28 protein-coding genes and 2 pseudogenes are annotated in these 22,346 nt (G+C 57.3%); 10 read left to right on the top strand and 20 right to left on the bottom strand.

Translation table 11 applies throughout. The annotated features are described in order from the left end of the window. Nucleotides 1-90 precede the first annotated feature (90 nt). The 3 genes from ACZRMO_RS28145 to ACZRMO_RS28135 form a co-directional block, all read right to left on the bottom strand. Nucleotides 91-315 carry a hypothetical protein gene (locus ACZRMO_RS28145; RefSeq protein WP_095030952.1) on the bottom strand — a complete coding sequence of 75 codons (225 nt, stop codon included), beginning with the start codon at nt 313-315 and terminating at the stop codon, nt 91-93. A gap of 117 nt (nt 316-432) precedes the next feature. Next, entirely contained in the window at nt 433-1,467 is a 1,035-nt protein-coding gene (locus tag ACZRMO_RS28140) for an NADP-dependent oxidoreductase (protein WP_095030927.1), read from the bottom strand. 114 nt (nt 1,468-1,581) lie between these two features. Continuing rightward, the gene (locus ACZRMO_RS28135) at nt 1,582-2,175 is read right to left on the bottom strand and encodes a TetR/AcrR family transcriptional regulator (protein ID WP_198791812.1); all 594 of its coding nucleotides are present in this window, start codon (nt 2,173-2,175) and stop codon (nt 1,582-1,584) included. Nucleotides 2,176-2,519: 344 nt separating this feature from the next. Between ACZRMO_RS28135 and ACZRMO_RS28130 the strand changes: the two genes are divergently transcribed. Further along, a complete protein-coding gene (locus ACZRMO_RS28130; RefSeq protein ID WP_173883064.1) occupies nt 2,520-3,140 on the top strand; it encodes a glutathione S-transferase family protein in 621 nt (206 codons plus the stop codon). A 75-nt stretch (nt 3,141-3,215) separates the two neighbouring features. Here ACZRMO_RS28130 and ACZRMO_RS28125 read toward each other — a convergent pair whose 3' ends face one another. From ACZRMO_RS28125 to ACZRMO_RS28085, 9 genes are all read right to left on the bottom strand, one after another. Continuing rightward, complete coding sequence (locus tag ACZRMO_RS28125; protein ID WP_095030925.1) at nt 3,216-3,485, bottom strand: hypothetical protein; 270 nt, start codon at nt 3,483-3,485, stop codon at nt 3,216-3,218. 44 nt (nt 3,486-3,529) lie between these two features. Continuing rightward, nucleotides 3,530-5,077, bottom strand: coding sequence for an IS66 family transposase (gene tnpC / locus ACZRMO_RS28120; protein ID WP_308936178.1), 1,548 nt, complete (start codon nt 5,075-5,077; stop codon nt 3,530-3,532). A gap of 60 nt (nt 5,078-5,137) precedes the next feature. Further along, on the bottom strand, nt 5,138-5,473 hold the full coding sequence (gene tnpB, locus ACZRMO_RS28115) for an IS66 family insertion sequence element accessory protein TnpB (RefSeq protein ID WP_234451257.1): 336 nt from the start codon (nt 5,471-5,473) through the stop codon (nt 5,138-5,140). Continuing rightward, nucleotides 5,470-5,793 (bottom strand): IS66-like element accessory protein TnpA, encoded by a 324-nt coding sequence (tnpA, locus tag ACZRMO_RS28110; protein ID WP_200656942.1) that lies wholly within the window; start codon nt 5,791-5,793, stop codon nt 5,470-5,472. The genes tnpB (ACZRMO_RS28115) and tnpA (ACZRMO_RS28110) overlap by 4 nt, the downstream gene beginning before the upstream one ends. A gap of 42 nt (nt 5,794-5,835) precedes the next feature. After that, the gene (locus ACZRMO_RS28105) at nt 5,836-6,204 is read right to left on the bottom strand and encodes a hypothetical protein (protein ID WP_463975017.1); all 369 of its coding nucleotides are present in this window, start codon (nt 6,202-6,204) and stop codon (nt 5,836-5,838) included. Between the two features lie 110 nt (nt 6,205-6,314). Next, nucleotides 6,315-7,841 (bottom strand): IS66 family transposase, encoded by a 1,527-nt coding sequence (tnpC, locus tag ACZRMO_RS28100; RefSeq protein ID WP_463975020.1) that lies wholly within the window; start codon nt 7,839-7,841, stop codon nt 6,315-6,317. A 49-nt stretch (nt 7,842-7,890) separates the two neighbouring features. Further along, nucleotides 7,891-8,226 (bottom strand): IS66 family insertion sequence element accessory protein TnpB, encoded by a 336-nt coding sequence (gene tnpB / locus ACZRMO_RS28095; protein ID WP_169840082.1) that lies wholly within the window; start codon nt 8,224-8,226, stop codon nt 7,891-7,893. Continuing rightward, nucleotides 8,223-8,540 carry an IS66-like element accessory protein TnpA gene (gene tnpA, locus ACZRMO_RS28090; RefSeq protein ID WP_308936181.1) on the bottom strand — a complete coding sequence of 106 codons (318 nt, stop codon included), beginning with the start codon at nt 8,538-8,540 and terminating at the stop codon, nt 8,223-8,225. The genes tnpB (ACZRMO_RS28095) and tnpA (ACZRMO_RS28090) overlap by 4 nt, the downstream gene beginning before the upstream one ends. A gap of 525 nt (nt 8,541-9,065) precedes the next feature. After that, complete coding sequence (locus ACZRMO_RS28085; RefSeq protein WP_019410174.1) at nt 9,066-9,284, bottom strand: type II toxin-antitoxin system RelE family toxin; 219 nt, start codon at nt 9,282-9,284, stop codon at nt 9,066-9,068. Nucleotides 9,285-9,483: 199 nt separating this feature from the next. Between ACZRMO_RS28085 and ACZRMO_RS28080 the strand changes: the two are divergent. Next, a pseudogene (locus tag ACZRMO_RS28080) lies at nt 9,484-10,099 on the top strand (LysR substrate-binding domain-containing protein); the annotation flags it as partial. Between the two features lie 6 nt (nt 10,100-10,105). Here the strand turns inward: ACZRMO_RS28080 and ACZRMO_RS28075 are convergent. Then, entirely contained in the window at nt 10,106-11,035 is a 930-nt protein-coding gene (locus ACZRMO_RS28075) for a LysR substrate-binding domain-containing protein (protein ID WP_009682420.1), read from the bottom strand. 381 nt (nt 11,036-11,416) lie between these two features. Between ACZRMO_RS28075 and ACZRMO_RS28070 the strand changes: the two genes are divergently transcribed. From ACZRMO_RS28070 to ACZRMO_RS28040, 7 genes are all read left to right on the top strand, one after another. Beyond that, nucleotides 11,417-12,187 (top strand): ABC transporter substrate-binding protein, encoded by a 771-nt coding sequence (locus tag ACZRMO_RS28070; RefSeq protein WP_009682421.1) that lies wholly within the window; start codon nt 11,417-11,419, stop codon nt 12,185-12,187. 116 nt (nt 12,188-12,303) lie between these two features. After that, on the top strand, nt 12,304-12,993 hold the full coding sequence (locus ACZRMO_RS28065) for an ABC transporter permease (protein WP_009682422.1): 690 nt from the start codon (nt 12,304-12,306) through the stop codon (nt 12,991-12,993). Continuing rightward, nucleotides 12,990-13,703, top strand: a complete 714-nt coding sequence (locus ACZRMO_RS28060; protein WP_009682423.1) for an ABC transporter permease — start codon at nt 12,990-12,992, stop codon at nt 13,701-13,703. The genes ACZRMO_RS28065 and ACZRMO_RS28060 overlap by 4 nt, the downstream gene beginning before the upstream one ends. Before the next feature lie 27 nt (nt 13,704-13,730). After that, nucleotides 13,731-14,498 (top strand): ABC transporter ATP-binding protein, encoded by a 768-nt coding sequence (locus ACZRMO_RS28055; protein WP_009682424.1) that lies wholly within the window; start codon nt 13,731-13,733, stop codon nt 14,496-14,498. A 23-nt stretch (nt 14,499-14,521) separates the two neighbouring features. Next, nucleotides 14,522-15,634: a DUF2817 domain-containing protein gene (locus ACZRMO_RS28050; RefSeq protein ID WP_019410170.1), complete on the top strand. Its 1,113-nt coding sequence runs from the start codon at nt 14,522-14,524 to the stop codon at nt 15,632-15,634. Between the two features lie 186 nt (nt 15,635-15,820). Next, nucleotides 15,821-16,888 carry an aromatic ring-hydroxylating dioxygenase subunit alpha gene (locus ACZRMO_RS28045; RefSeq protein ID WP_095030922.1) on the top strand — a complete coding sequence of 356 codons (1,068 nt, stop codon included), beginning with the start codon at nt 15,821-15,823 and terminating at the stop codon, nt 16,886-16,888. 1 nt (nt 16,889) lies between these two features. Further along, nucleotides 16,890-17,993 (top strand): FAD-binding oxidoreductase, encoded by a 1,104-nt coding sequence (locus ACZRMO_RS28040; protein ID WP_009682427.1) that lies wholly within the window; start codon nt 16,890-16,892, stop codon nt 17,991-17,993. 72 nt (nt 17,994-18,065) lie between these two features. On the opposite strand, the pseudogene ACZRMO_RS28035 reads toward ACZRMO_RS28040, so the two are convergent. The 7 genes and pseudogenes from ACZRMO_RS28035 to ACZRMO_RS28005 form a co-directional block, all read right to left on the bottom strand. Further along, nucleotides 18,066-18,260, bottom strand: a pseudogene (locus ACZRMO_RS28035) (phospholipase D-like domain-containing protein); the annotation flags it as partial. Nucleotides 18,261-18,287: 27 nt separating this feature from the next. Beyond that, entirely contained in the window at nt 18,288-18,416 is a 129-nt protein-coding gene (locus ACZRMO_RS28030; RefSeq protein WP_254925078.1) for a hypothetical protein, read from the bottom strand. After that, on the bottom strand, nt 18,406-18,732 hold the full coding sequence (locus ACZRMO_RS28025) for a TrbM/KikA/MpfK family conjugal transfer protein (RefSeq protein WP_019410167.1): 327 nt from the start codon (nt 18,730-18,732) through the stop codon (nt 18,406-18,408). Before ACZRMO_RS28025 ends, ACZRMO_RS28030 begins: the two co-directional genes overlap by 11 nt. A 29-nt stretch (nt 18,733-18,761) precedes the next feature. Continuing rightward, nucleotides 18,762-19,676: a lytic transglycosylase domain-containing protein gene (locus ACZRMO_RS28020; RefSeq protein WP_048377555.1), complete on the bottom strand. Its 915-nt coding sequence runs from the start codon at nt 19,674-19,676 to the stop codon at nt 18,762-18,764. Beyond that, complete coding sequence (gene virB11 / locus ACZRMO_RS28015) at nt 19,660-20,688, bottom strand: P-type DNA transfer ATPase VirB11 (RefSeq protein ID WP_200656943.1); 1,029 nt, start codon at nt 20,686-20,688, stop codon at nt 19,660-19,662. The genes ACZRMO_RS28020 and virB11 overlap by 17 nt, the downstream gene beginning before the upstream one ends. A 9-nt stretch (nt 20,689-20,697) precedes the next feature. Next, complete coding sequence (locus ACZRMO_RS28010) at nt 20,698-21,306, bottom strand: TraB/TrbI/VirB10 family type IV secretion system protein (protein ID WP_463975019.1); 609 nt, start codon at nt 21,304-21,306, stop codon at nt 20,698-20,700. A 193-nt stretch (nt 21,307-21,499) separates the two neighbouring features. Next, on the bottom strand, nt 21,500-21,742 hold the full coding sequence (locus tag ACZRMO_RS28005; protein WP_102605452.1) for a hypothetical protein: 243 nt from the start codon (nt 21,740-21,742) through the stop codon (nt 21,500-21,502). A gap of 314 nt (nt 21,743-22,056) precedes the next feature. Between ACZRMO_RS28005 and ACZRMO_RS28000 the strand changes: the two genes are divergently transcribed. After that, nucleotides 22,057-22,287 carry a ribbon-helix-helix domain-containing protein gene (locus tag ACZRMO_RS28000; RefSeq protein ID WP_463975016.1) on the top strand — a complete coding sequence of 77 codons (231 nt, stop codon included), beginning with the start codon at nt 22,057-22,059 and terminating at the stop codon, nt 22,285-22,287. The last annotated feature ends 59 nt before the right edge of the window (nt 22,288-22,346 follow it).

The following is a 22,346-nucleotide window of genomic DNA, read 5'->3' as shown; positions in this document are numbered from 1 at the left end:
CTCTGCCTAATTGGGTTAATGCCGACAACTGTAGTCATCGCTTTTTAATGTGTTAATGGCACGTGACGCTGACTGAAACAGTCCACGTACTCACTGATTAATTCGCCTTAAACGAGAAACCAGCCACCCTGCCAGCGGAAAGGAGATGATCTGAGTGAAAGGCACCAAAACCACCACCTCCACCAAGACCATCAGCGGAAAGCTCAGATCATGGGTCAGCGGCCCCAATAAACTCAGTACCAATAAGAGCGTTGGGTATAGCCCCAGACAGCCCACCAAAATTCGCCAACCTAAATCTTTACTGCGTGTAGTCATAAAGCTCTCTGCAGCCAGTGCTGCGTCCATTGGACTGGAATATATAAATAAAAAAGCCCTACCACTCAGGAACGTGAAGTGGCAGAGCAAAAATTATGTCAGCACAACAATAGGCATTCAGTGGTCACTGACGCGAACTACTAATTTGCCAAAATTTCTACCTTCTAGTAGCCCAATAAAGGCATTGGGCGCCTCTTCCAAACCACTCACCAATTCCTCGCGATACTTGATCCGCCCCTGCGCCAACCAGCTCGACATTTCGTTAAAGAACTCGTCGTAACGGTGCGCATAATCATCAAAAATAATAAAGCCTTGGACATTGATGCGTTTGCGCAGAATGGCACCCATCAAAGATGGCAAACGATCTGGCCCCATGGGTAAATCGGTATCGTTGTAATGCGCAATAATGCCGCAGACCGGCACACGGGCTTTGGCGTTTAACAGCGGTAGAACCGCAGCGAAAACCTTGCCACCGACGTTTTCGAAATAGACATCGATACCCGCAGGGCAGGCCTTGGCCAGTTGCTCGGGGAAGTCCGGCGCACGGTGATCTATGCAGGTATCAAAACCCAGCACCTCGACGGCATGCCGGCATTTGTCCGCCCCGCCTGCTACTCCGACCACATGACAGCCTTTGATCTTGCCGATCTGCCCCACAGTCGCTCCCACCGGACCGGTAGCCGCCGCAACCACTAGCGTTTCACCAGTCTGGGGACGGCCAATGTCAAGCAAGCCCATGTAAGCGGTAAAGCCAGGCATACCTAATATGCCTAAGGCATAAGACGGATGAGTCGGCGAATTACCCAAAGGAGTCAGGTCGCTGCCATCGGACAGGGCATAGTCTTGCCAGCCACTGAAGGACAGCACCCAGTCACCGACTTTGTAGGCCGGATTTTTCGAAGCTAGCACACGGCAGACAGTACCACCCACCATGACCCCACCGATTTCCACCGGAGGAGCATAGGACGGTGCATCACTCATGCGGCCGCGCATGTAAGGGTCGAGCGACAGATAAACGGTACGCAACAGCACCTGGCCTTCTGCAGGTTGAGGAATGGGGCTTTGTTCAATGCGAAAATTCGCTTCGACAGGCGCACCGTGCGGACGCGACGCCAGAACAACGCGGCGATTCACTTGCTTTGACTGGGGCATGTTCAAATTCCAGGGCTGGTGTTGGAGAAATGGTTAGGGGTGCCACAAATTAATTAGACCAGTCTGCTACAAATATGATAGAGAACACCCACCTACGGGTGGGAAATCTCATCATCAGGCTTGATTAAACGCCAGCATGGCCAAGGTCGTAGCTTTGGCGTTTTCCAGCGACCGACTATTACGGTGGAGTTTGCTCAGCAGGCTGGCTCCGAGCCAAAGCTGGTAAAGGGCTGTCGCTGTTCGGTAAGCATCACCTTGCGGCAACGAGCCGTCGCGCTGCCCCTGCTCGATACAGCCAGCGATACGTTCAATTATTTGATCTGATCCATCACGCAGCGTAATGCGCATTGACTCGGACAGGTCCGCCACCTCGGCGCTCAGCTTCACGACCAGACACTTCTGCTCATCGCAGGGCTCGCAATAGCTATCAAGCCACTTCTGCCAATAGCCCATGAGCCGCTCGCGGGCAGTATTGCCCCTTACCGCGAAACGCTCGTCCATGTTCGCCAAATAAGTGCGGAAGTAATCCTCCAGCAAGGACTGGCCGTATTGCTCCTTGGACTTGAAGTAATGGTAGAACGAGCCTTTCGGCACGCTGGCCGCCTGCAAAATCTCGTTAAGTCCCACACCCGTAAAGCCCTTAACCACCATCATGCGATGGCCGGTGTCGAGTAAATGTTGGCGCGTATCATCGTAAGTCTTCTTCATTGCGGAAGATTACCAAAAAATTAGACCAGTCGTCTACTTTGAATGTCAATGCTCTACTATAGCAACACTGCCAATCCGTCACCCACCTCATGCGGCATCGAAAAGCTCGATTCAGCTAAATCTAGACGCGCCTGCCACCCTCCGGCGCTTACAGCAGCCAATCAAGCCTTAACGTAAATCGCACCATAGGGAGTCCAATCCGTAGGCAAAATATGCAGCGCTGAGCCTAATTAAGCAGTAGTAGACCGGTTGACTAGTAACCGAGTAGCATGCGAGCCACCGTCTAATGACCACACCATCAGCACTGCGCCTAATGGGCCAGCGCACACCCCGTCGGAGTTAAAATGATGATAAAACTTCACCACCTAAATGCTTCACGCTCGATTCGTATCCTCTGGCTACTGGAGGAAATAGGCCAGCCTTATGAGTTGATCAAATACCAGCGCGATGAAAAAACCCATTTAGCACCCGCTTCACTCAAGGCCATGCACCCACTCGGCAAATCGCCGGTTATTGAGTTAGATGGCAAGGTTATTGCTGAGTCGGGTGCGATGATGGAAATTCTGATAAAGCGATTTGCGCCTCACTTAGCGCCTGATGAAGATTCAGCTGAGTACATCGATTACCTAACATGGATTCACTTTTCAGAAAGCTCAGCAATGCTGCCATTTTTGTTGAAGGTATTTAACGAATTTGAAATTAAATCTGGAACTGATCTCAAGTTTCTCGAAGATTACGCCGGAGCGGAATTTGATAAAGTTTTTTCATATTTAGACGACTATCTAAAGGATAGGAGATTCTTAGTCGAAGATCGACTCACAGGAGCAGACTTCATGCTGGGGTTTGTCGTGAAAGGCGCACTCAATTGGCTAAAACCTGGGAGCAAATTACATATTGAGCGCTATGTTCGCAACCTTGAAAATCAGAATAGCTATATACGCGCACTGAGAATCGACGCAAACTGAATCGCTCCTAGTACGGTCCACTTTTAGTACGCTTCTCACTATCGCCACCGACCTTTGTTGGTCGGAAGCGGAGCATCAGAGCCGCGCCCTTGCTGCTCTGATGCTGCTCTGATTTACCATAAACCCCTTCACGCCCTGGGCTTCGGCAAAGCGTCCCACGGCGGTCAAACTGGCCCAGGTGCGCAGTGCTTCGCGCCGCGAGCGGATCGGCAGCCAGCGTGATCCGGCGCCGCCCAGACGAATCCCCAAACCCCATTTTTCGCCGTGCCGGCTGACCAGCACCTCGCGCACCGCGCCGCCCTCGAGCATGGCCCGTAGCGCGTCTTCGTGAATGCCTTCCCTCATGCCGGCCCCACACTGTATGCGTCCGGGCATCACGTCTTGCGTGATTAAACCGGCTGCCACTTATGTGGAAGCAGCTGCTCGATTTCACTCGCCCGCTGCGTCGGCAGGCGCGTGAGAACATCCTTTAGATAGGCGTACGGATCATGACCATTCAGCCGCGCAGACTGGATCAAGCTCATGATCGCCGCCGCCCTTTTTCCGCTGCGTAGCGATCCGGCGAAGAGCCAGTTCTTGCGTCCAAGGGCCCATGGTCGGATCTGGTTCTCCGCCCAATTATTATCAATGGGTACGGCCCCGTCATTGAGGTAGCGCGACAGCGCTGCCCAGCGTTTGAGGCTGTAATCGAGTGCTCTGCTGATGGCCGAACCTTCGGGCACAAGTTCACGCTGGGCAATCATCCAGGCATGCAGCCTATTCATCACCGGTGCGGCTTTTTCTTGCCGTAACCGGCATCGTAAATCCGGCTCCAGGTCACGCACTTCGCTCTCGATTTCGTACAACAACTGGACGTAGCGCAGCGCCTGCTCGGCGATCTGGCTCTTGTTCGTTGCGTGCAACTCGAAGAACTTGCGCCGGGCGTGGGCCATGCAGCCGATCTCGGTCACGCCGAGTTCGAAGCTGGCCTTGTAACCGCCAAAATCGTCGCAGACCAGCTTACCTCTCCAGTCTTGCAGGAAGTTACGAGCATGCTCACCGGCGCGGCTGGGGCTGAAGTCATAAACGACAGCGGCTGTTTCGCAGAACTGGCTGGTGGCGTACGCCCAAACATAAGAGCGGTGGGTTTTCTTCGAGCCCGGAGCGAGCATTTGTACGGGTGTTTCATCCGCGTGCACGACCTGTTGCCCGATCACTACGTCACGCAAGGCATCGACCAAGGGCTGCAACTGCACGCCCGTCATGCCAACCCATTGGGCCAACTTCGAACGTGGAATCGCCAAGCCAGCTCGACCGAAAATTGATTCCTGACGGTAAAGCGGAAGATGATCAGCGAACTTCGCGATCATGACGTGCGCAAGTAATCCGGCAGTCGGGATGCCCTTGTCGATAACTTGCGCAGGTACCGGCGCTTGGATCAGCGTTTCGCAGTCATCGCAAACCCACTTACCACGAACATGGCGCTCAACGGTGAACACGCCCGGCGTGTAGTCCAGCTTTTCGCTGACATCTTCACCGATGCGCTTCAGTGCGCAGCCGCATGGGCAGTGAGTGTTGTCCGGTTCGTGATGGATCAACGTGCGCGGGAATTCTGCCGGCAATGCCGTGCGCTTGGGCTTTTGCTTTTTCTCGGTCGCCGCTGGTGCTATTTGCAACGCCTGAAGCTCGGCCTCAATCGCCGCAATATCGGTATCGATCAGGTCATCCAGCAGGCTGGCCTGCTCAGGATTCATCTGCTCACTGCGCTTGGCAAACTTCAAACGCTTGAGTTGTGCGATCTCGTGGGTCAGCTTCTCGATCACCGTTTGATCGCAGTTGATCTTCTTGCCCATGGTTTCGACCGTTCTGCCCATGGTCTCGACTTGCGACAGCAGCTGCGCAGCGAATGCACGCAGTTGGTCGGGAGTCATTTGATCGAGATTGGGCGAGGAAGTCATGCCGTGGATTTTACCAAAGCAGACCACTGGCGACAGCCATCCAAGACGCTAATTACAGTTTTAAAGCAGCGTAATTGCACCCCCAGCGCCAACACGTTGCCAAGGTAGACCGAGCACCAAGGCCTGAAGTTGTTCGGTATCCAACTGCATTTCGCTGCCTTGTCGAATGCCTGGCCAGTGAAACTTGCCTTGGTTCAAGCGACGTGCAGCCAGCCAAACGCCAATCCCATCGTGTACCAGCACTTTCATCCGAGTCGCGCGGCGATTGGCAAACAGATAAGCGCAGTGCGGCTTCGCCGCACCGAACACCGCGACCACCCTCGCCAGCGCCGTTTCGGTGCCGGCGCGCATATCCATGGGCTCGGTGGCGAGCCAGATGGCGTCGATGCGGATCATCGCAACAGGTCTCGAAGGAAAGCGGCGCAGGCAGCAGCGCTATCGGTTGGCCAGTTCACTTTGACGGTGACGCGTGGGTGCTGAATCTCAACGCTGATATTCGATGAAAATACGGGCGCCGTTGTTTGCATAGGCAATGGGATGAATGCTGGTTGAAGCGCCGTGCTTTTCTGCACTTGCACCCGAATCCATTTGTGAACGAGGTTTGCGTTAAGGCTATGGCTGAGGGCGATGCTGGCAATCGATGCGCCGGGTTGGGCACACTCTTGAATGACCTGGGCTTTGAAGGATTTGGAATACGAACGGCGTGTTGGCTGCATGAAATACCCGCTTAAAAGGCTAGAACTGGTGCCCACCTAAATTTAAGTGCACACCATGTCCCGGCTTTGCGAGGTTGGGTAGATGACTTGGCCGGACGCATACCCCACACTGGATGGGCCGCCCAAAGTGGCGGCGTCAGAGAGGAACGTCTCTACCTCCGTGCTTAGCAACGCTTTGGCGTGGATCAAGCCCATCATCCATATACCCAGACGCGTGACACTACCGCTGTGCTGCGCGGCAATTGCGTCCAGGTGATCGAATAAATCCTCGATTAGAGTCGCGGTGGATAGGGTCATGACTTCAGTACGTAACGCCACAACAATGCGTCCGGCCAAGTCCGCGCAGCCTGGCGACACGTTACGGAGGCACTCCAAACGCAGACGGTAAGGATTAGTGATGGTTAATGGCATTACAGCGTTTCCTATCGGGGAAGGGACGACCTGTGGATTAACCACTCGCACTATGACTGATGGACCAGTCTGATGGATCGTAAGCGTACGGGGAATACGCCTTGCGTAGATCAGCCAGGCATCCACTGATGCGGCAGTAGATGCTCGATCTCACTAGCTTTCTGCGTCGGCAATCGCGTCAGTACATCCTTGAGATACGCGTACGGATCATGCCCGTTCATGCGTGCCGACTGGATCAAACTCATGATCGCTGCCGCTCGTTTGCCACTGCGCAGAGACCCGGCGAACAACCAATTGGAGCGCCCAAGCGCCCATGGCCTGATCGTGTTCTCCACCGGGTTGTTGTCGATGGGTACGGCACCATCATCCAGGTAGCGCGTCAGCGCTACCCAGCGTTTCAAGCTGTAATCCAGAGCCTTGGCCGTGGCCGAGCCCTCGGGCACGAGGTCGCGCTGAGCCAGCATCCACTCATGTAACTTCTGTGCAATGGGCGCCGCTATTTCTTGGCGTAATCGCCATCGTTCTTCATCGCTCATGTCTTTGGCCTGCCGTTCGACTTCGTACAGCCCGCCGATTGAGTGCAGCGCTTGTTCAGCCAACTGGCTTTTGTTCGCTACATGCAGGTCGAAGAACTTACGGCGGGCATGCGCCATGCAGCCGATTTCGGTGATGCCCAGGTCGAAGCTGGCCTTGTAACCCGCGAAGTCATCACAGACCAGCTTGCCGTTCCAGGTGCCCAGGAAGTTGCGCGCATGTTCGCCGGCGCGGCTGGGGCTGAAGTCGTAGACCACCGCCTTGAGGGCCGAGTACGGCGTCGTGCAATAAGCCCAGACATAAGCTCGATGCGTTTTCTTCTCTCCGGGCGCCAGCATCTGCACCGGCGTTTCATCGGCATGCACGACTCGCTGAGCCAGCACCGCTTCGCGCAGTGCATCCACCAGCGGTTGTAGCTGTACGCCAGTTTGGCCCACCCACTGAGCCAGCGTTGAACGCGGGATCGCCAGGCCTGCACGGCCAAAGATCTTTTCTTGCCGGTACAGCGGCAGATGATCAGCGAATTTGGCTACCATCACATGCGCCAGTAGGCCTGCGGTCGGGATGCCCTTGTCGATCACTTGGGCCGGCACCGGTGCTTGGATCAGTGTTTCGCACTGGCGGCAGGCCCACTTTCCACGTACATGCTGCTCAACGGTAAACACGCCAGGTGTGTAATCCAGCTTCTCGCTGACGTCTTCGCCGATGCGCTGAAGCTGGCACCCGCAGACACACTGGGTGTTCTCTGGCTCGTGACGAATGACGGTACGTGGGAACTGCGGCGGCAGCGGCGCGCGCTTGGGCTTTTGGCGGGTTTCGTCCGACGTTGGGGCGGGACGAAGCGCGTTCAGTTCTGCCTCGATAGCCTCAAGGTCGGTGTTGAGCAAGTCATCCAGCAAGCTGCCTTGCGCTGGGCTGGTCTGCTCGCTGCGCTTGGCGAACTTGTGGCGCTTGAGGATGGCAATCTCGTGAGAGAGCTGCTCGATGATCGTCTCGTCACGATGGATTTTTCGGCCCATGGTGTCGACCTTCGACAGCAACTGCGCAGCGAGTGCGCGCAGTTGTTCAGGTGTCATTTGGTCGAGATTGGGCAGGCAAGTCATGCCGTGGATTTTACCAAAGCGATCCACCTGCCACAGCTGAAAAGCAAGGCTAAATCACTGTGATTGCGCCGTTAGCGCCAACTCGCTGCCATGGCAAACCGAGCACCAGCGCTTGAAGTTGTTCAGCGTCGAGCCCGACTTCCAAGCCACGATGAGTGCCAGGCCAGTGAAACTTGCCTTGGTTCAAACGCCTCGCGGCAAGCCAGATGCCCACGCCATCGTGCACCAGCACCTTCATCCGGTTGGCCCGGCGGTTGGCGAACAGATAAGCGCAGTGCGGCTTCGCCGCACCGAACACAGCGACCACGCGGGCCAATGCAGTTTCGGTGCCGGCGCGCATGTCCATGGGCTCGGTGGCTAGCCAGATGGCGTCGATGCGTATCATTGCGAGAGGCTGCGGATAAAACGTGCGCAGCCGTCCGGGTCGGAGATGGGCCATTTGACCGTGATGGATTTGTCGCCCAGCGGCAGTGCGATGACCACGGCTTCATCAGCGTGCCGTTTAGGCATCGATTGCAGCGGTACAAACGCGGGAAGTGGCGCGACGGGTTTATCACGGTAAATCGGCAGCCACTTGCGAATCACGTTGGCATTGATGCCGTGGCTGATGGCGACGCTGGAAACTGAGGCACCGGGTTTCAGGCATTCCTGCACGACCTGGGCCTTGAAGGGTTTGGGATAGGAGCTTCGTTGGCGCATGGAAATCCTGGCGATAAGGGTGATCGCGTCCGCTTAAAAATAGGCGGACACCATCGCCCTTAATTCCGGATTTCTGAAGGTGTGTTCGCTGGCCGCTTACGATGGATCAGCGCCCCACCTACAGAGAGCCCGCTACTTGCGGGTTTTTTGTTGGTGCGCCCAGCATGGGCGCAATCTTGTAGGTGACCCGATAAGCGGCCACTGAGGGGATTGGAAAAACTGATAAAGCGAACTACCGTGAACGCAGACCAATTGCTCTTTTTGGGGTCTTAAGGTGGGGGCATGGGCTTTACGATCTGCTACAACTTTCAAGGCCAAAGAACCGTTATTGAGCATCCTGCCAAGAGTCTTACTCCGCACGATGCCGTGTGTTATGCCTTGTTTCATTCAGGCGCTTTTGTACGAGAAAGTCCTTCAAACTGGGATGGCAGCTACGCACCCATGGTTGAGCTGGCGGAGCGATTAGGCGTCACCAATGTGAGCTGGCATCAGTCAATCATCCATCCATCGGTACCCATACGTTACTCACCGGTACACCTCACGGCGGTTACCAATCTTGACGACCAGGATGCGCAACGCACCGTCCTCGATGCTGCTGATGAGGCGGTAATCCCCCACGCGATACTTCCAAAAATCCCCTAAGCTTGAGTCTTTTAAGGCTTCGCCAATGCTGCGTGGATCCTCCAAGCTCGACACACGTTCATGCAGGAACAGCAGAATGCGTTTGGCGATTTGAGGGGTCATGCCGAGATAAGGGAAAATTAGGACATTTGCTTCGCATACTGTTGTTCTATAAAGGCTTGCGTACCCACCTCAAGCCGTCCTAAATGGCTGGCCACCTCGGACAATCTGCGCACGCCATCGCGTTGTCTCGGGAATTATCAATCCAGACAAGTAGTTGCATACCAAATTAGTGAACTTTGCCTTATCTCGGCATGCCCCCTATTACCGTGCCATCCGCTCGGCTTTCGCGGTATTGCACAGCGCCACTGAGCATGTGCGCGAGAAGTCCGTCATGCGCCAGGTGACCATCAGCTTGATTCCGCTGTTTGGCATCAACCTGTTCATTCCGAGGCTGGTCGAGTTCCTGGCGCAAAACCCGGAACTGGACATCAACGTCACCTACGCAAACCACCGCAGCTATTCCAGCGAACCAGCCACTGGCCGGGCAATCACAGCGAGCCGCTGATCTCGGGTGCTGTCTCGCCCTATTGCAGCCGCGAATTCCTTCAGCGCCACGCCCCCATCGACTCGCCCCAGGCCTTGAGCCAACTGCCGTTGCTGCACGACGAAGAACGCGGCACCTGGGCCGAATGGTTTCAAGTCGCCGAGGTCAAGCACGCCAGTGCGCTCAATGGCTTGCTGCTCGAAGACGGGCAACTGGCGCTGACCGGCCTGGGTTGCTCGCTGCTGCGCGAGCCGTTGGTGGCGCCGATGTCGCCAGCGGCGAACTGGTAAAGCTGTTCGACCTGCACGTGGATGACGGCCGCCAGTACTACCTGTGCCGGCGCTCCAACAGCGAACTGTCCGACGAAAACCTGAGCTCAAGCGCAGCCTAGTGACGGCTACGCCAGCAACCGCTGATTGATCACCATTTGCTCACGCCCGCGCGCCACAATCCAACGGTGGAAGTCGCGGCAGTGGGCCTTGTCGAACGCGCCCTTGGCACCCACCAAAAAATACGCCGACGGCAAGGGCAAGGCCCGGGCAAACGGCCTGATCAAACGCCCATCTGACAACGCATCAGCCACCATTGAGTATTGCGCCAGTACCACACCCTGCCCCGCCAATGCGGCCTGGATTGCCATGGCAGACAAGGAATACACGCGGTAGCCATCGCGAATGCTTTCGCAGTCCACCTGTTGGGCCTTGAACCAGTCACGCCACGAAGGCGGCGAGGCAAACTTCGGTAGCCAGTCGATGGACAGCAGCGGATATGCCAGCAGGTCTGCCGGTTTGTTGAGCAGCACATCAGGCCGCAACAACCAAGGGCTGCACACCGGCACCACGCAATCGCGAAACAGTTCGATGGCGTTTTCAGTGGCCACGTAGTCGCCGTAGGTGAAGCGAAAATCGATGTCGTAGCCCTCTGGCGAAGGTTCGGCGTGACTGCCATCGAGAAACAAATTGAGTTCCGGGTGCTCGTCCTGCCAGGCATAGATGTGCGGTGCCAACCAATCCGACAGCAATGACGGCAAAGCGCTGATGCGCAGGTTGCTGGCGTTTTTCGACCGCTCGACCTCGACCTGGGCGATGCGCAGGCTCTCGAATGCCGCTGCGCAGCTATCGTGATAACGCTGGCCGGCGGCGGTCAGGCGAATACGCTTGCCGACCTTCAAGGTCAGGCTCAAGCCCAGGGTGTCTTCCAGCAGTTTCATTTGTTGGCTGACGGCACCGGCCGAGATACCCAGACGCTTGGCGGCCTCGACAATGCCGCCGAAACGTCCCACGGCTTCAAAAACCTGCAGCGCGCGCAGGGAAGGCAAGCTGTTCATCATCATCTCCATAGCAATCGACGGTTTTATACTTTAGCTGAGCTATAGCAAGCCACAGTTTTCGACATTTTTTTTTATATGAAAAGCCTCGTATTCTGGCTTTGGCGGGTATTTACCTGTCCCGGTCAGGAGACGCCCCATGTTGTTGCGCAAGACCCGATACGGTGCAGCCTCTGATGTAACCATGCGTAACAAAAAACCATAGTGGCCCGGCGACTCAGCCACCCCGGGCTTATCAGCACCGCGAAAAACAGCACCTTGCAGGAATTTTCCGTGAATTGGCCTGCATTTTGCATTTATGTATATACAGGTACTATCATATAAAGATTTTTCTGTAATACATCGTTAGCGTTCGATCCGTCAGAGAAAGGAAAAACAACAATGAAAAAATTTGTCCTCGCCACCGTCTTTGCATTGGCTTCCACCGGCGTCCTGGCCAAGGATTTAAGCGTCATTCGCTTTGGCGTCGATCCGACCTTCGCTCCGTTCGAATCGAAAAACCCCGACGGTCAACTGGTGGGCTTTGACATCGACCTGGGCAACGCCATTTGCGCCGAGCTGAAGGTCAAGTGCGTGTGGGTGGAAAACGCATTCGACAGCATCATCCCGGCGCTGCGGGCGAAAAAGTTCGATGCCGTGTTGTCGGCAATGACCATCAACGACCAGCGCAAAAAAAACGTGGACTTCTCCGACCGTCTCTATAACTCCCCCAACCGTTTGATCGCGAAAAAGGACAGCGGTCTGCTGCCTACGCCAGAATCCCTGAAAGGCAAGCGCGTCGGCGTAGCCCAAGGCACTACCCAAGAGACGTACGTCAAAAAAATCTGGGCGCCTAAAGGGGTGATCATGGTCACCTACCCCAATCAGGACTTGCTGTATCCGGACCTGGTCAGCGGCCGTATCGACGCCAGCCTGACCGATGCCGCCGTGGCCGAACTGGGTTTTTTGCAAACGCCTAAGAACACCGGTTTCGCCTTCGCCGGCGACGCTGTGTACAACCAGGAACTGCTGGGCGAAGGCATTGCCATCGGCCTGCGCAAGAACGAGCCGCAGCTGATGGAAGCCATCAACCGGGCACTGGCCGAAATGCACAAGAACGGCACCTACGACACCATCCAGAAGAAGTACTTCACCTTCGACATCTACAACTAAAAGCCCTGCGCTTGACCGGTGCCGGAACGCTCGCGGCTTGGTGATCCGGCGCCTTGCCCATCCATTTCGCGCAAGGGCCGGCCCCCGGGCCGCCCTTGCCAACGGAGAGACAGAACATGCTTTTACAGGGCTATGGTTCGCTCATTCTCGAAGGTACGTTGGCGACCATCCAGCTGGCACTGATGTCCATGGTACTGGCGGTCACGCTGGGCCTGATCGGCGCATCAGCCAAACTATCGAAACAACCGCTGCTGCGTCACCTGGCCGCCGGCTACACCACGCTGATTCGCAGCGTGCCGGACCTGGTGATCATGTTGTTGCTGTTCTTCAGCCTGCAGATCTGGCTGAACAACCTGACTGAATGGCTGGACACCGAACAGATTGACATCAACCCCTTCGCGGCCGGGGTGCTGACCCTGGGTTTCATCTACGGTGCCTATTTCACCGAGACCTTCCGCGGCGCTTTTCAGTCCGTGCCAGCCGGCCAGTTGGAAGCTGCCGTGGCCTACGGCATGAATCGTCGGCAGGTGTTTGTGCGGGTGCTGTTTCCACAAATGATGCGCTTCGCCCTACCGGGAATCGGCAACAACTGGCAGGTGTTGATCAAGGCCACGGCGCTGGTGTCGATCATTGGTTTGATCGATATCGTCAAAGTCACCCAGGACGCGGGCAAGAACTCCATGGACCTGTTTTTCTTCAGCGTGGTCGGCGGCCTGATCTACCTGGCCCTGACCACCGTTTCCAACGGCGTGCTGATGTGGCTTGAACGCCGCTACTCGGTGGGCGTCAGAGGTGCGCAGCTATGATCGATATCGTCCAGGAGTACTGGAAAGCCTACCTTTGGTTTGACGGCTACCAACTCTCAGGCGTGGCCATGACCCTCTGGCTGCTAGTCGCTTCCATCGCCATCGGCGGCACCCTGGCCGTGCCGCTGGCCGTGGCACGAGTCTCGTCCAATCCGCTGCTGCGCATGCCCGTATGGTTCTACACCTACGTGTTTCGCGGCACGCCGTTGTATATCCAACTGCTAATCCTCTACACCGGGATCTACAGCTTGCAAGTGGTGCGCGACCAACCGACCCTCGATGCGTTTTTTCGCGAGGGCATGAACTGCACCCTGCTGGCCTTTGCCCTCAACACGTGCGCCTACACCACGGAGATTTTCGCCGGCGCCATCCGCGCCACGCCCTATGGCGAGATCGAAGCAGGCCGCGCCTATGGCATGTCCACCTTCACCCTGTACCGGCGAATCATCCTGCCCTCGGCATTGCGCCGTTCGCTGCCGTACTACAGCAACGAAGTGATCCTGATGCTGCACTCCACCACTCTCGCCTTCACCGCCACCGTGCCCGATCTATTGAAGGTCGCTCGCGACGTCAACTCTGCGACCTACTCCTCGTTCGAAGCCTTCGGCCTGGCGGCGGTGCTGTACGCGCTGATGGTGTTTACCCTGGTCTGGCTGTTTCGTCGCTGCGAAGTGCGCTGGCTGGCCTTCTTGCAACCGCAGGCGCATTGAGTGACCGTCCTTTTGGAGACATCGAACATGTATAAGCTAAGCGTAGATGAGCTGCACAAGAAATACGGCGACCACGAAGTACTCAAGGGCGTATCGCTCAAGGCCAAAGCTGGCGACGTAATCAGCATCATTGGCTCCAGCGGCTCGGGCAAAAGCACCTTCCTGCGTTGCATCAACTTCCTGGAACAGCCGTGCGCCGGAACCATCACGGTAAACAACGAGCAAATCCGCACCAAACAGGATCTCAACGGCGCGCTGCGGGTGGCCGACCCGCGTCAGCTGCAAAAAGTGCGCACCAAACTGGCGATGGTGTTCCAGCACTTCAACCTGTGGCAGCACATGACCGTGCTGGAGAACATCATCGAAGCACCGGTGCATGTGCTGGGCGTCAAGCGCAAGGACGCAGAGGCACGCGCGCGGCAGTACCTGCATAAAGTCGGTCTGGACCCGAGCGTTGAGAAAAAATACCCGTCCCACCTGTCCGGCGGCCAGCAGCAAAGGGTCGCCATTGCCCGTGCCTTGGCCATGGAACCGGAAGTGATGTTGTTCGACGAACCCACTTCCGCGCTGGATCCGGAACTGGTGGGCGAGGTGCTGAAAGTGATGCAGGCCCTGGCCGAGGAAGGTCGCACCATGGTCGTGGTCACCCACGAGATGGGGTTTGCGCGCAACGTCTCCAACCATGTGATGTTCCTGCACCAAGGCCGGGTTGAAGAGCAAGGTCCGCCGGGTGAAGTGCTGGTCAGTCCGCAAAGCGAGCGCTTGACCCAGTTCCTCTCCGGCCGCCTGAAGTAACCCCATTTCGACAGGAGACAACCATGAGTAACGGTTTTCCATCACACCGCAGCTTTACCCAGCAGCGTGAACAATTCCTCGCCGCCGCCGAGGCCGTCGGCGCCCGTCTTAGCCATTACCCGCACCCATTGCGCGGCCCGTTCGCCGAGGCCCTGGGCACAGATGTGGCCCTGCTCGGCAACCCCCAGGCCAAACGGGTGTTGGTGGCCTTGAGCGGCACCCACGGCGTGGAAGGTTATTACGGCTCGGATTGCCAGCGCCAATGGCTGCAAACCTTCAGCGAGCGCAGCCTGCCCGACGACGTCGCGGTACTGATGATCCACTTGATCAACCCGTGGGGCACGGCCTGGATGCGTCGGGTCAACGAGGACAACATCGACCTCAACCGCAACTACCTGGACTTCACTAAGACACCACCCGACAACGCGGCTTATGAAACTCTGCACCCGATCTACACCTGTACCCAACTGCGTGGCCCCGAACGTGAGCGCGCCGATGCCCAGCTCAATGAACGGATCAGCCGCGAGGGCTGGTCGGCGGTGATGTCGATTGTCGAGGCCGGTCAGTATCGCCATCCCGATGGCCTGTTCTACGGCGGTAACAGCTCAAGTTGGTCGAACCAGACCCTGCACCGGATCCTCGGCGAACACCTGGCACACGCCGAGGTCGCGATGTGCTTCGACCTGCACACCGGCGCGGGCGATTATGGCCATCCGATGTTGATGACCATTGCCCAGGCCTCGTACCCGGCACTGCCCCAGGCCCAGGTGTTGTTCGGGCCCTGGCTGTTCACCCTGATGACCAGCGCCAACAGCCAGAGTGACACCGGCGTTGCTGCCACTGCCACCGGTTACACCTCCCAGGCCATCATCAACGCCTTGCCTCATGTGCAACTGATGCCGTTCGTGATCGAGTGCGGCACCTACCCTGGTCAACAAATCCATGCGGTGCTGCGCGACGATCAGTGGCTGCACCTACACGGCGACCCAACCGGCCCCGAAGCACGGCAGATCAAGTTGCAACTGCTTGAACAATTCTTCCCCGCGGACAGCGACTGGCAAGAGTTGGTGTGGGTGCGAACGCGGCAGATCTGGGAACGGGCGTTGTCCGCGATAGGCACGCGCGGCGGTCTGTAAAACGCACAGCACCCAGTGTGGGAGCGAGCAAGCTAGCTCCCACAGGAGATGTTCGTGGGGACGCGATAAACACTTAAGAGAACCTAAACCAAATATCAGTTTTATCCATCTATTCTTACTCAACTGGCCTCTCGTATTCTGGATACGTCGTTAGCCACGATCCGAAGAATAATAAGGAGAGACACCATGTTTATGCGCAACGCCTGGTATGTCGCCGCCAGTGAAACCGAACTCGGTGAGCAACTGTTTGCGGTCAAGCTGCTGAATGAGGCGGTAGTGCTTTACCGCAAAGGCGATGGCACCCCGGTCGCCCTAGAAGATGCCTGCCCGCATCGCAAACTGCCGTTGTCCTTAGGGCGGCGCCAAGGTGACGACATCGAATGCGGTTACCACGGCCTAACCTTCGACTGCTCGGGCAGTTGCGTGCGCGCCCCCGGCAGTAAGCACGTTCCCCAAGGCGCCAAGGTGCGCAGTTATCCGCTGGCCGTGCGCTACGGCCTGATCTGGATCTGGATGGGCGATGCCGAGCTGGCCGACGCCAGCAAGATTTGCCACGTGCCCGAATGGGGCGATCCGGCCTGGGGCCTGAATCGTGGCGACAGCATGGTCATCCCCTGCAACTACCTGTACATGACCGACAACCTGCTCGACCCCTCCCACGTGGCCTGGGTTCACCAGTCCTCCTTTGGCAGCGCCGCATGCGCCCAGGAGCCGCTGCAAACTACGGTGACAGACGTCGGCGTGATCGTGTCGCGGTGGATGCGCGACATCGAAGTGGCGCCGTTCTACGCCAAGTTCGTCAAGTTCAGCGGCAACTGTGACCGCAAGCAGCATTACGAAGTGCACTACCCGGCCCAGGCCATCATCAAGGCCATCTTCACCCCGGCCGGCACCGGATCGGATGCCGGGCCGGTGCACGAACAGGTGTTCTTGATGAACTCCTACAACTTCATGACCCCCATCGATGAATCCACCACCCGCTACTACTGGTTCCAGGTGCGCAACTTCGACCAGGGCAACGAGGAAGTCTCGCGCCAGTTCGATGAGGACGTACGTCACGCTTTCGCCGAAGACCGCGTGGTGCTCGCCGCCGTCCATCAAGGCATGGCCAACAAGTGCAGCCCCAATATCGACCTGGCCTCCGACTCGGGACCCCTGCGTTTCCGGCGTAACCTGGCCAAATTGATTGCCCAGGAACAACCTGCGGACTTGATCCCGCTGGTACAGGCCAGACCGCAAACAGCGGGGGTTTGAGATGAGCAGCCAACCCCAAGGTTTCAAGGCTTGGCGGGTGATCGAGAAAACGCCGGAAAGCGCGGTCATTACCTCCTTCGTCCTCGCGCCGCAGGACGGTCCTGCACCCATGGACTTTCGTCCGGGGCAGTTCCTCACGGTGCGGCTGGTGTTGGGCGACGGCACTCGAGTGCTGCGTAACTACAGCGTCAGTGCCCTCACGGACAACCCGCTCCAGGTACGAATTTCGGTCAAGCGTGAACCCGCCCCGTTCGATCGCCAAGACCTGCCGGCCGGACAAGGTTCCAACCACCTGCACGACGGCGTGCGGGTTGGCGACGTACTCGACATCGCAGGCCCATCAGGCACCTTTGTGCTGGACGAGCAAAGTCCAAGGCCGGTGGTGCTGTTCAGCGGCGGCGTCGGTTTGACGCCCATGCTGAGCATGCTGCATCGCCTGAGCGGCCAGTCGATGCGCCCGGTGCACTTTCTGCACGCCTGCGAAAACGGCGCGGTGCATGGGTTTCGCGATGAAGTGCTGGCCCTGGCCGACCGGCGCCCGGGCATTGAAGTGCACTTCTGTTATCGCAATCCGAGCGAGGCGGATCGTGACCGCTTTCACAGCCAGGGCCTGATCAGTCGCCAAACCCTGCAAAGCCTGCTGCCGTTGGACGACTATGATATCTACCTGTGCGGCCCCAGACTTTTCATGCAGGCCAACTGGCGGCTGTTGCGCAGCCTTGGGGTGGCCCGCGAACGAATTCATTACGAGTTTTTTGGCCCGGCGACGGTGCTTGAGGAAGACGACGTCAGTCCAGCGCCGCCACCTGAGCCGACGCTGAGCGAACCTGTGGCAAAGGACGGTGCCGTAAGTGTCTGCTTCATGCCGTCCGGCACCCGCGTAGCCTGGGATGAAAACTGCCATTCATTGCTCGAATTGGCCGAACAGGCGGGCCTGACTCCGGCGTTCAATTGCCGGGCGGGCTTGTGCAATACCTGCCAGGTGAGCTTGCGCGAAGGTACGGTCGAGTACTTCGACGACCCGCTGGACGCTCCGCAAAACGGTGACATCCTGTTGTGCTGCACGCGGCCCACCAGTGCGATCACGGTGCAACTGCGCCAATAGTAAGCGCTGTAGGCGAAGTCGGCCGCGTGTCTGATGCTGGGCGCGAAAAATCAGATCCAATATTTGGGTACCCGTCTTGGCTATAAGCGTCAGGGCATGGCGCCCAGCAGTTGAGCGCGCTTCTTCGAGGTTGCTGCGGTGATCGGCGACCACCGCCACGTCAACACCGCGTTGCTTGGCGGCAACCAGCGCTCGGGTAACGTCTGGACTGGTGAAGACGTACGCAGCAACGCGGATAGAGCTGGTGGCCGCGTAAATGGTGCGCAAGACTAGTTTCTGTGCAGAGCCCTCGGGCTAGAAACCGACCTCGATGCGACGGCTTGCGTCGCCCTCGTTGTCAGCAGCCAGGGCCAGCACTTGCAGGCTGCCCCCCGCGACCAGTGCCATCGTCAACGCCAGTGGCTTGAAAACTCTAGAAACCATGTTCTACAGGCCCCCAAATATCGTTGGCCTTTTTAGTCAAACCCTCATCGTCCTTGCAGGACTCATCAGTCTCCCCCCGTGCGGCTTTCGTGCGCGAAGGACTGAAATGTCCGTGCTTGTAACGCTTGATACTGAAATATTTCTGGATGTACTTGTCGCAGTCACCATCGCGGGTCATGCCAAGTAGACAAAGAACAGCACCGCAAGCGTCGGGGTTACTGTCATGGCCATAGGGCGGCTGGACCGGTTCATCAGCAACGGCTGGACCTGACAGCAATAACGCTCCCAGCAAAAAAACGGATGGAAGTTTTTGCATAAATCCCCCTTTTCTCGCGTGCGAGAAATTCAATTGATGATCTGTACGAAAGATGGCTCGACTTGCGCTTGCCCTTGGCCGGATGCCAGCGCAGCGGCTGGTTTGGGATCAGCGAAGCGTTGGAACTGTTCAACCGGCGCGGCATCGCCAGTGTCCAGCGCAACTTGAATCCTTGACTGCTCAGGGCTCGCCGGTTGCATCGCAGCCTGTTGAGCGGGTTGCGGTGCCTGGCCGTTTTCGTCGGTCACAATCACCCATGGGTCACTATGTTTTGACGAAGCTGTACGAGCGCGCACAGGCGTTTTTCGTGCCCCTGGTGATGCAACCGCTACGGGTATCGCCTCATCGCCTGCAGTGGCCTCCACAGCAGGCACAATCGGATCAGCACTCGAAGGATTCAGGGCACCGACCACAACTTTCTGCACGTAGGACAGATCACCCTCTTTGTCCGGGCGATAACCACGTACAGGGTTCCCGCTGTAGTACATCGAGAGCGAGTCGCGCAGGGCTTCTTGTGGGTTCGGATTCGCGGTCAGGGCTTTGGTGTAGTTCTTGACCATCAGCTCGCTAATCGCCTGCAGGTTGCGGCACGGCTCAAACGCTTGGGCGTAGCTCAGGCCGAGAGCCCGCATGTTCGTCACCAGGAGCTGGCCAATACCGACCGAGAAACGGAAGCCTTCGCGCTCCAACCGTTCGGCGGTGGCCACCGCTTCACGCAACGACTTGGGCTGACGCTCCAATCGGCCATCGACAACCCCAATAGCGTAAGGGTTGTAGGTCGATTCATTGCCGATCAATGACTTTAGGGTCTGCGGATGCACGGTAGGCGCGCACTTAACGGCCAGCTCAGAGAACGGCACCGGGGCTTGTTCATCGGCCCAGGCCTGGCCGAGAGTGCAGGCCAGTGCCAACAGCGTTACCGCGAACTTAGGCAGCTTTTGCATATTTAACCTCCGAGATGTAGCGACGGCCATCAAAGCCGTACTCCCACTGAATGACGACATCGATCAGTTGCCTCGAGTATTCGATCAGTTGCGACTTGTTCATTTCGGCGCCGCCACGCGCAGCCATAGACGCCAGGCGGTCGAACATCATTTCCGGCGAGTCCGAGTGAATCGAGGAAAGTGAACCGCTGTGACCGGTGTTCAACAGCTCCAAAAACGGGAAGGCTTCGCCGCCGCGGATCTCGCCCATGATTGCCCGGTCGGGGGTCAGTCGAAGAATCGACTCAAGCAGGTCAAACGGTGTGACCTTGGCGCGACCTTGACCGCCACGTGAATAGATCAGGTGAACCACGTTCTTGTTGGGTGTGCGGATCTCGCGGGTGTCTTCAATGGTGACGAGACGTTCATGCGGATCAATGTGCTCCAGCATCCCGTTGAGCCAGGTGGTTTTACCCGCGTTGGTCCCGGCTGAAATCATGATGTTCTTGCGGGCTTTCATGATCCCGATGAAGAACTCTTTCCAGCGCTTAGCGCGATACAGCGCTATCAGGTGATCGTCGGAATAATCGCTGTGCAACCGAGGCTCGTTGATATGCTCGAAAGCCCCGGTGTCCTGGTATTCGTCCAGGGTGATTTGCTTGATACCGGGCTTACGGATACAGACGATGCCGCCAATGTGCTGTTCGACCGCAGGCGCCAAGACAACCTGCACGCGGTAATCGCCGCGCTGGTTGTCTGGCACACCCTCGGCGAGATTGATCGGAATACGGCCCGACAGAATCGGCGTATACGAGTCAACCTGTTGCCCGGTATGAGCGGCAATCACCTCACCGAGCGAGGTAATTAATCCAGTTGTTACCCCCTCGATCTGCACCGGCTTCATGAACCGACTGCCGTGATAACCGGCCCAGACGTTGCCAGGGCCGTTGATCGCAATTTCGGTCACTTCTGGATCGTCCAGCAGCGTGACCAGGTTTTTCAGTTTGGCGCGGAACGATGCAATCTCAGACATACCGCTTCCTCACTGGATGAAGGTGACGCCGCCACTCTTGGCGTGCTCGATCTCGGCCTCGAATTGCGAGGTGAAATCCAAATCGCGCTGCAGGTAGATCACCACACGCGAGCCATGGGGCACGGTCAAAGTTGGTTGGATACTGGCGTAGCGACCCAGGATCGTTTGGGCCGACTCAGACGCGGCTTCCCGTACTTCCGTGCGATAGCGTGACGCCGAGTTTTCCTGATCGCCGGACGACACTCCGGTATTCGAGGCACCGGCGCCGATGATCGAAACCGCTGCAGCAACACCGAAGATTTGCCCCCAATGGTTATCGACTACGCCACCTTGACCAGCGGTGCCCAACTGGTCAGAGCCCGCGCTATTGATCGCGATCTCCATTGCTGGGCGTCCAGGCAGGTTCGGCGTACGTAACCAATTCCAGATGGTGAACAACCGTTCTTGACCAGGGCGAAGACTGGCGTTGTAGCTGCCGCAAACCGTCGAGCCCCACGGAATCAGAACCCGACGACCGACAGCCGCGTAAACGTCCTGCTGAATGTCTACGCAGATCTGCCCCGGCAACTGACTTTGGGCGCGGGGCTGCAACACAGCCTCGATAACAGCGCCCTGCAGAACCTTGTACTCCAGGTTTTCTGCATTACAGCGTTTCCTATCGGGGAAGGGACGACCTGTGGATTAACCACTCGCCCTATGACTGAGGGACCAGTCTATAGGGTTGTGGCGTCCAGCCGACGCAAAAAAGCCCACCGCAGTGGGCCTGTTTGTGGGGGGCGATTGAACGAAAACGCCGTTATGATCAGTCCACTCAGCCATACCCCGCGCGTGCATCGACGAGGTAATCCAGCGCGTCGGCCTTACGCTCAGCCGAGCAATCGGCATGCTTGACCAGCGTCTCACAGAAGCCAGCGTCAGCGTTGACCAAGGCGCGCAGCAGGCTTGAGCACAAGAGAACTTCATCGTCGTAATTGTCCTGCAGCTGCTGATACTGGGCTTTCAACTCGGCAATGCGCGCTTGAAGTTGCTCAGGGGTTTTCTCGGTCTGGGTCATGTCGTGGGGTCCTTTCTGTTCGTCAACAGACCACGCTCGGTAATGAACAGTGTCTCCGGCGCCATGCTCCATGCCTCACTTTCTTGAAGGGGAGTTTTGAGCATAGACAAAGATGATGCATAGCGTTTCTGAATGCTTGCTTGTCAGAAATCCCATGCACAAGGTGGGTCAGAGCTCATCAATTGGTGCTGTTCTCTTAAATTGATATGAGTCATGTCGCGTCAAAGTTAGACAAAACTAAGGTTTATTCGAACTGTTGCAGAGTGGCGTATGGTGAGTGTATAGGCACATAAACACCTTTCGACGAGAAAATCATGAAAACCACTCGCTGGAACGTCGCTGTCTCCACCGACACTGACCAATCGCTTCGCATGTTTCTAGCCAGCCAAGGCGGTGGGCATAAGGGCGATCTGTCGCGCTTCATCGAAGAAACGGTGCGGGCACACATCCTTGTACTGAGCGCCGAACAGGCCAAGGCCGCTAACGCCCCTCTGAATGAGGCAGAACTGAACCGCCCCGGGTATCGCGGAGGCTATTGTGTTTGAGTCAGGCTGCCACTGGAATGGCTGCCTGACTCTGTTCGTATAGTGCCTCAAACTCGGCT

This window comes from Pseudomonas sp. B611 (assembly GCF_055407965.1).
This window is presented reverse-complemented; position numbering and strand designations above follow the sequence as displayed.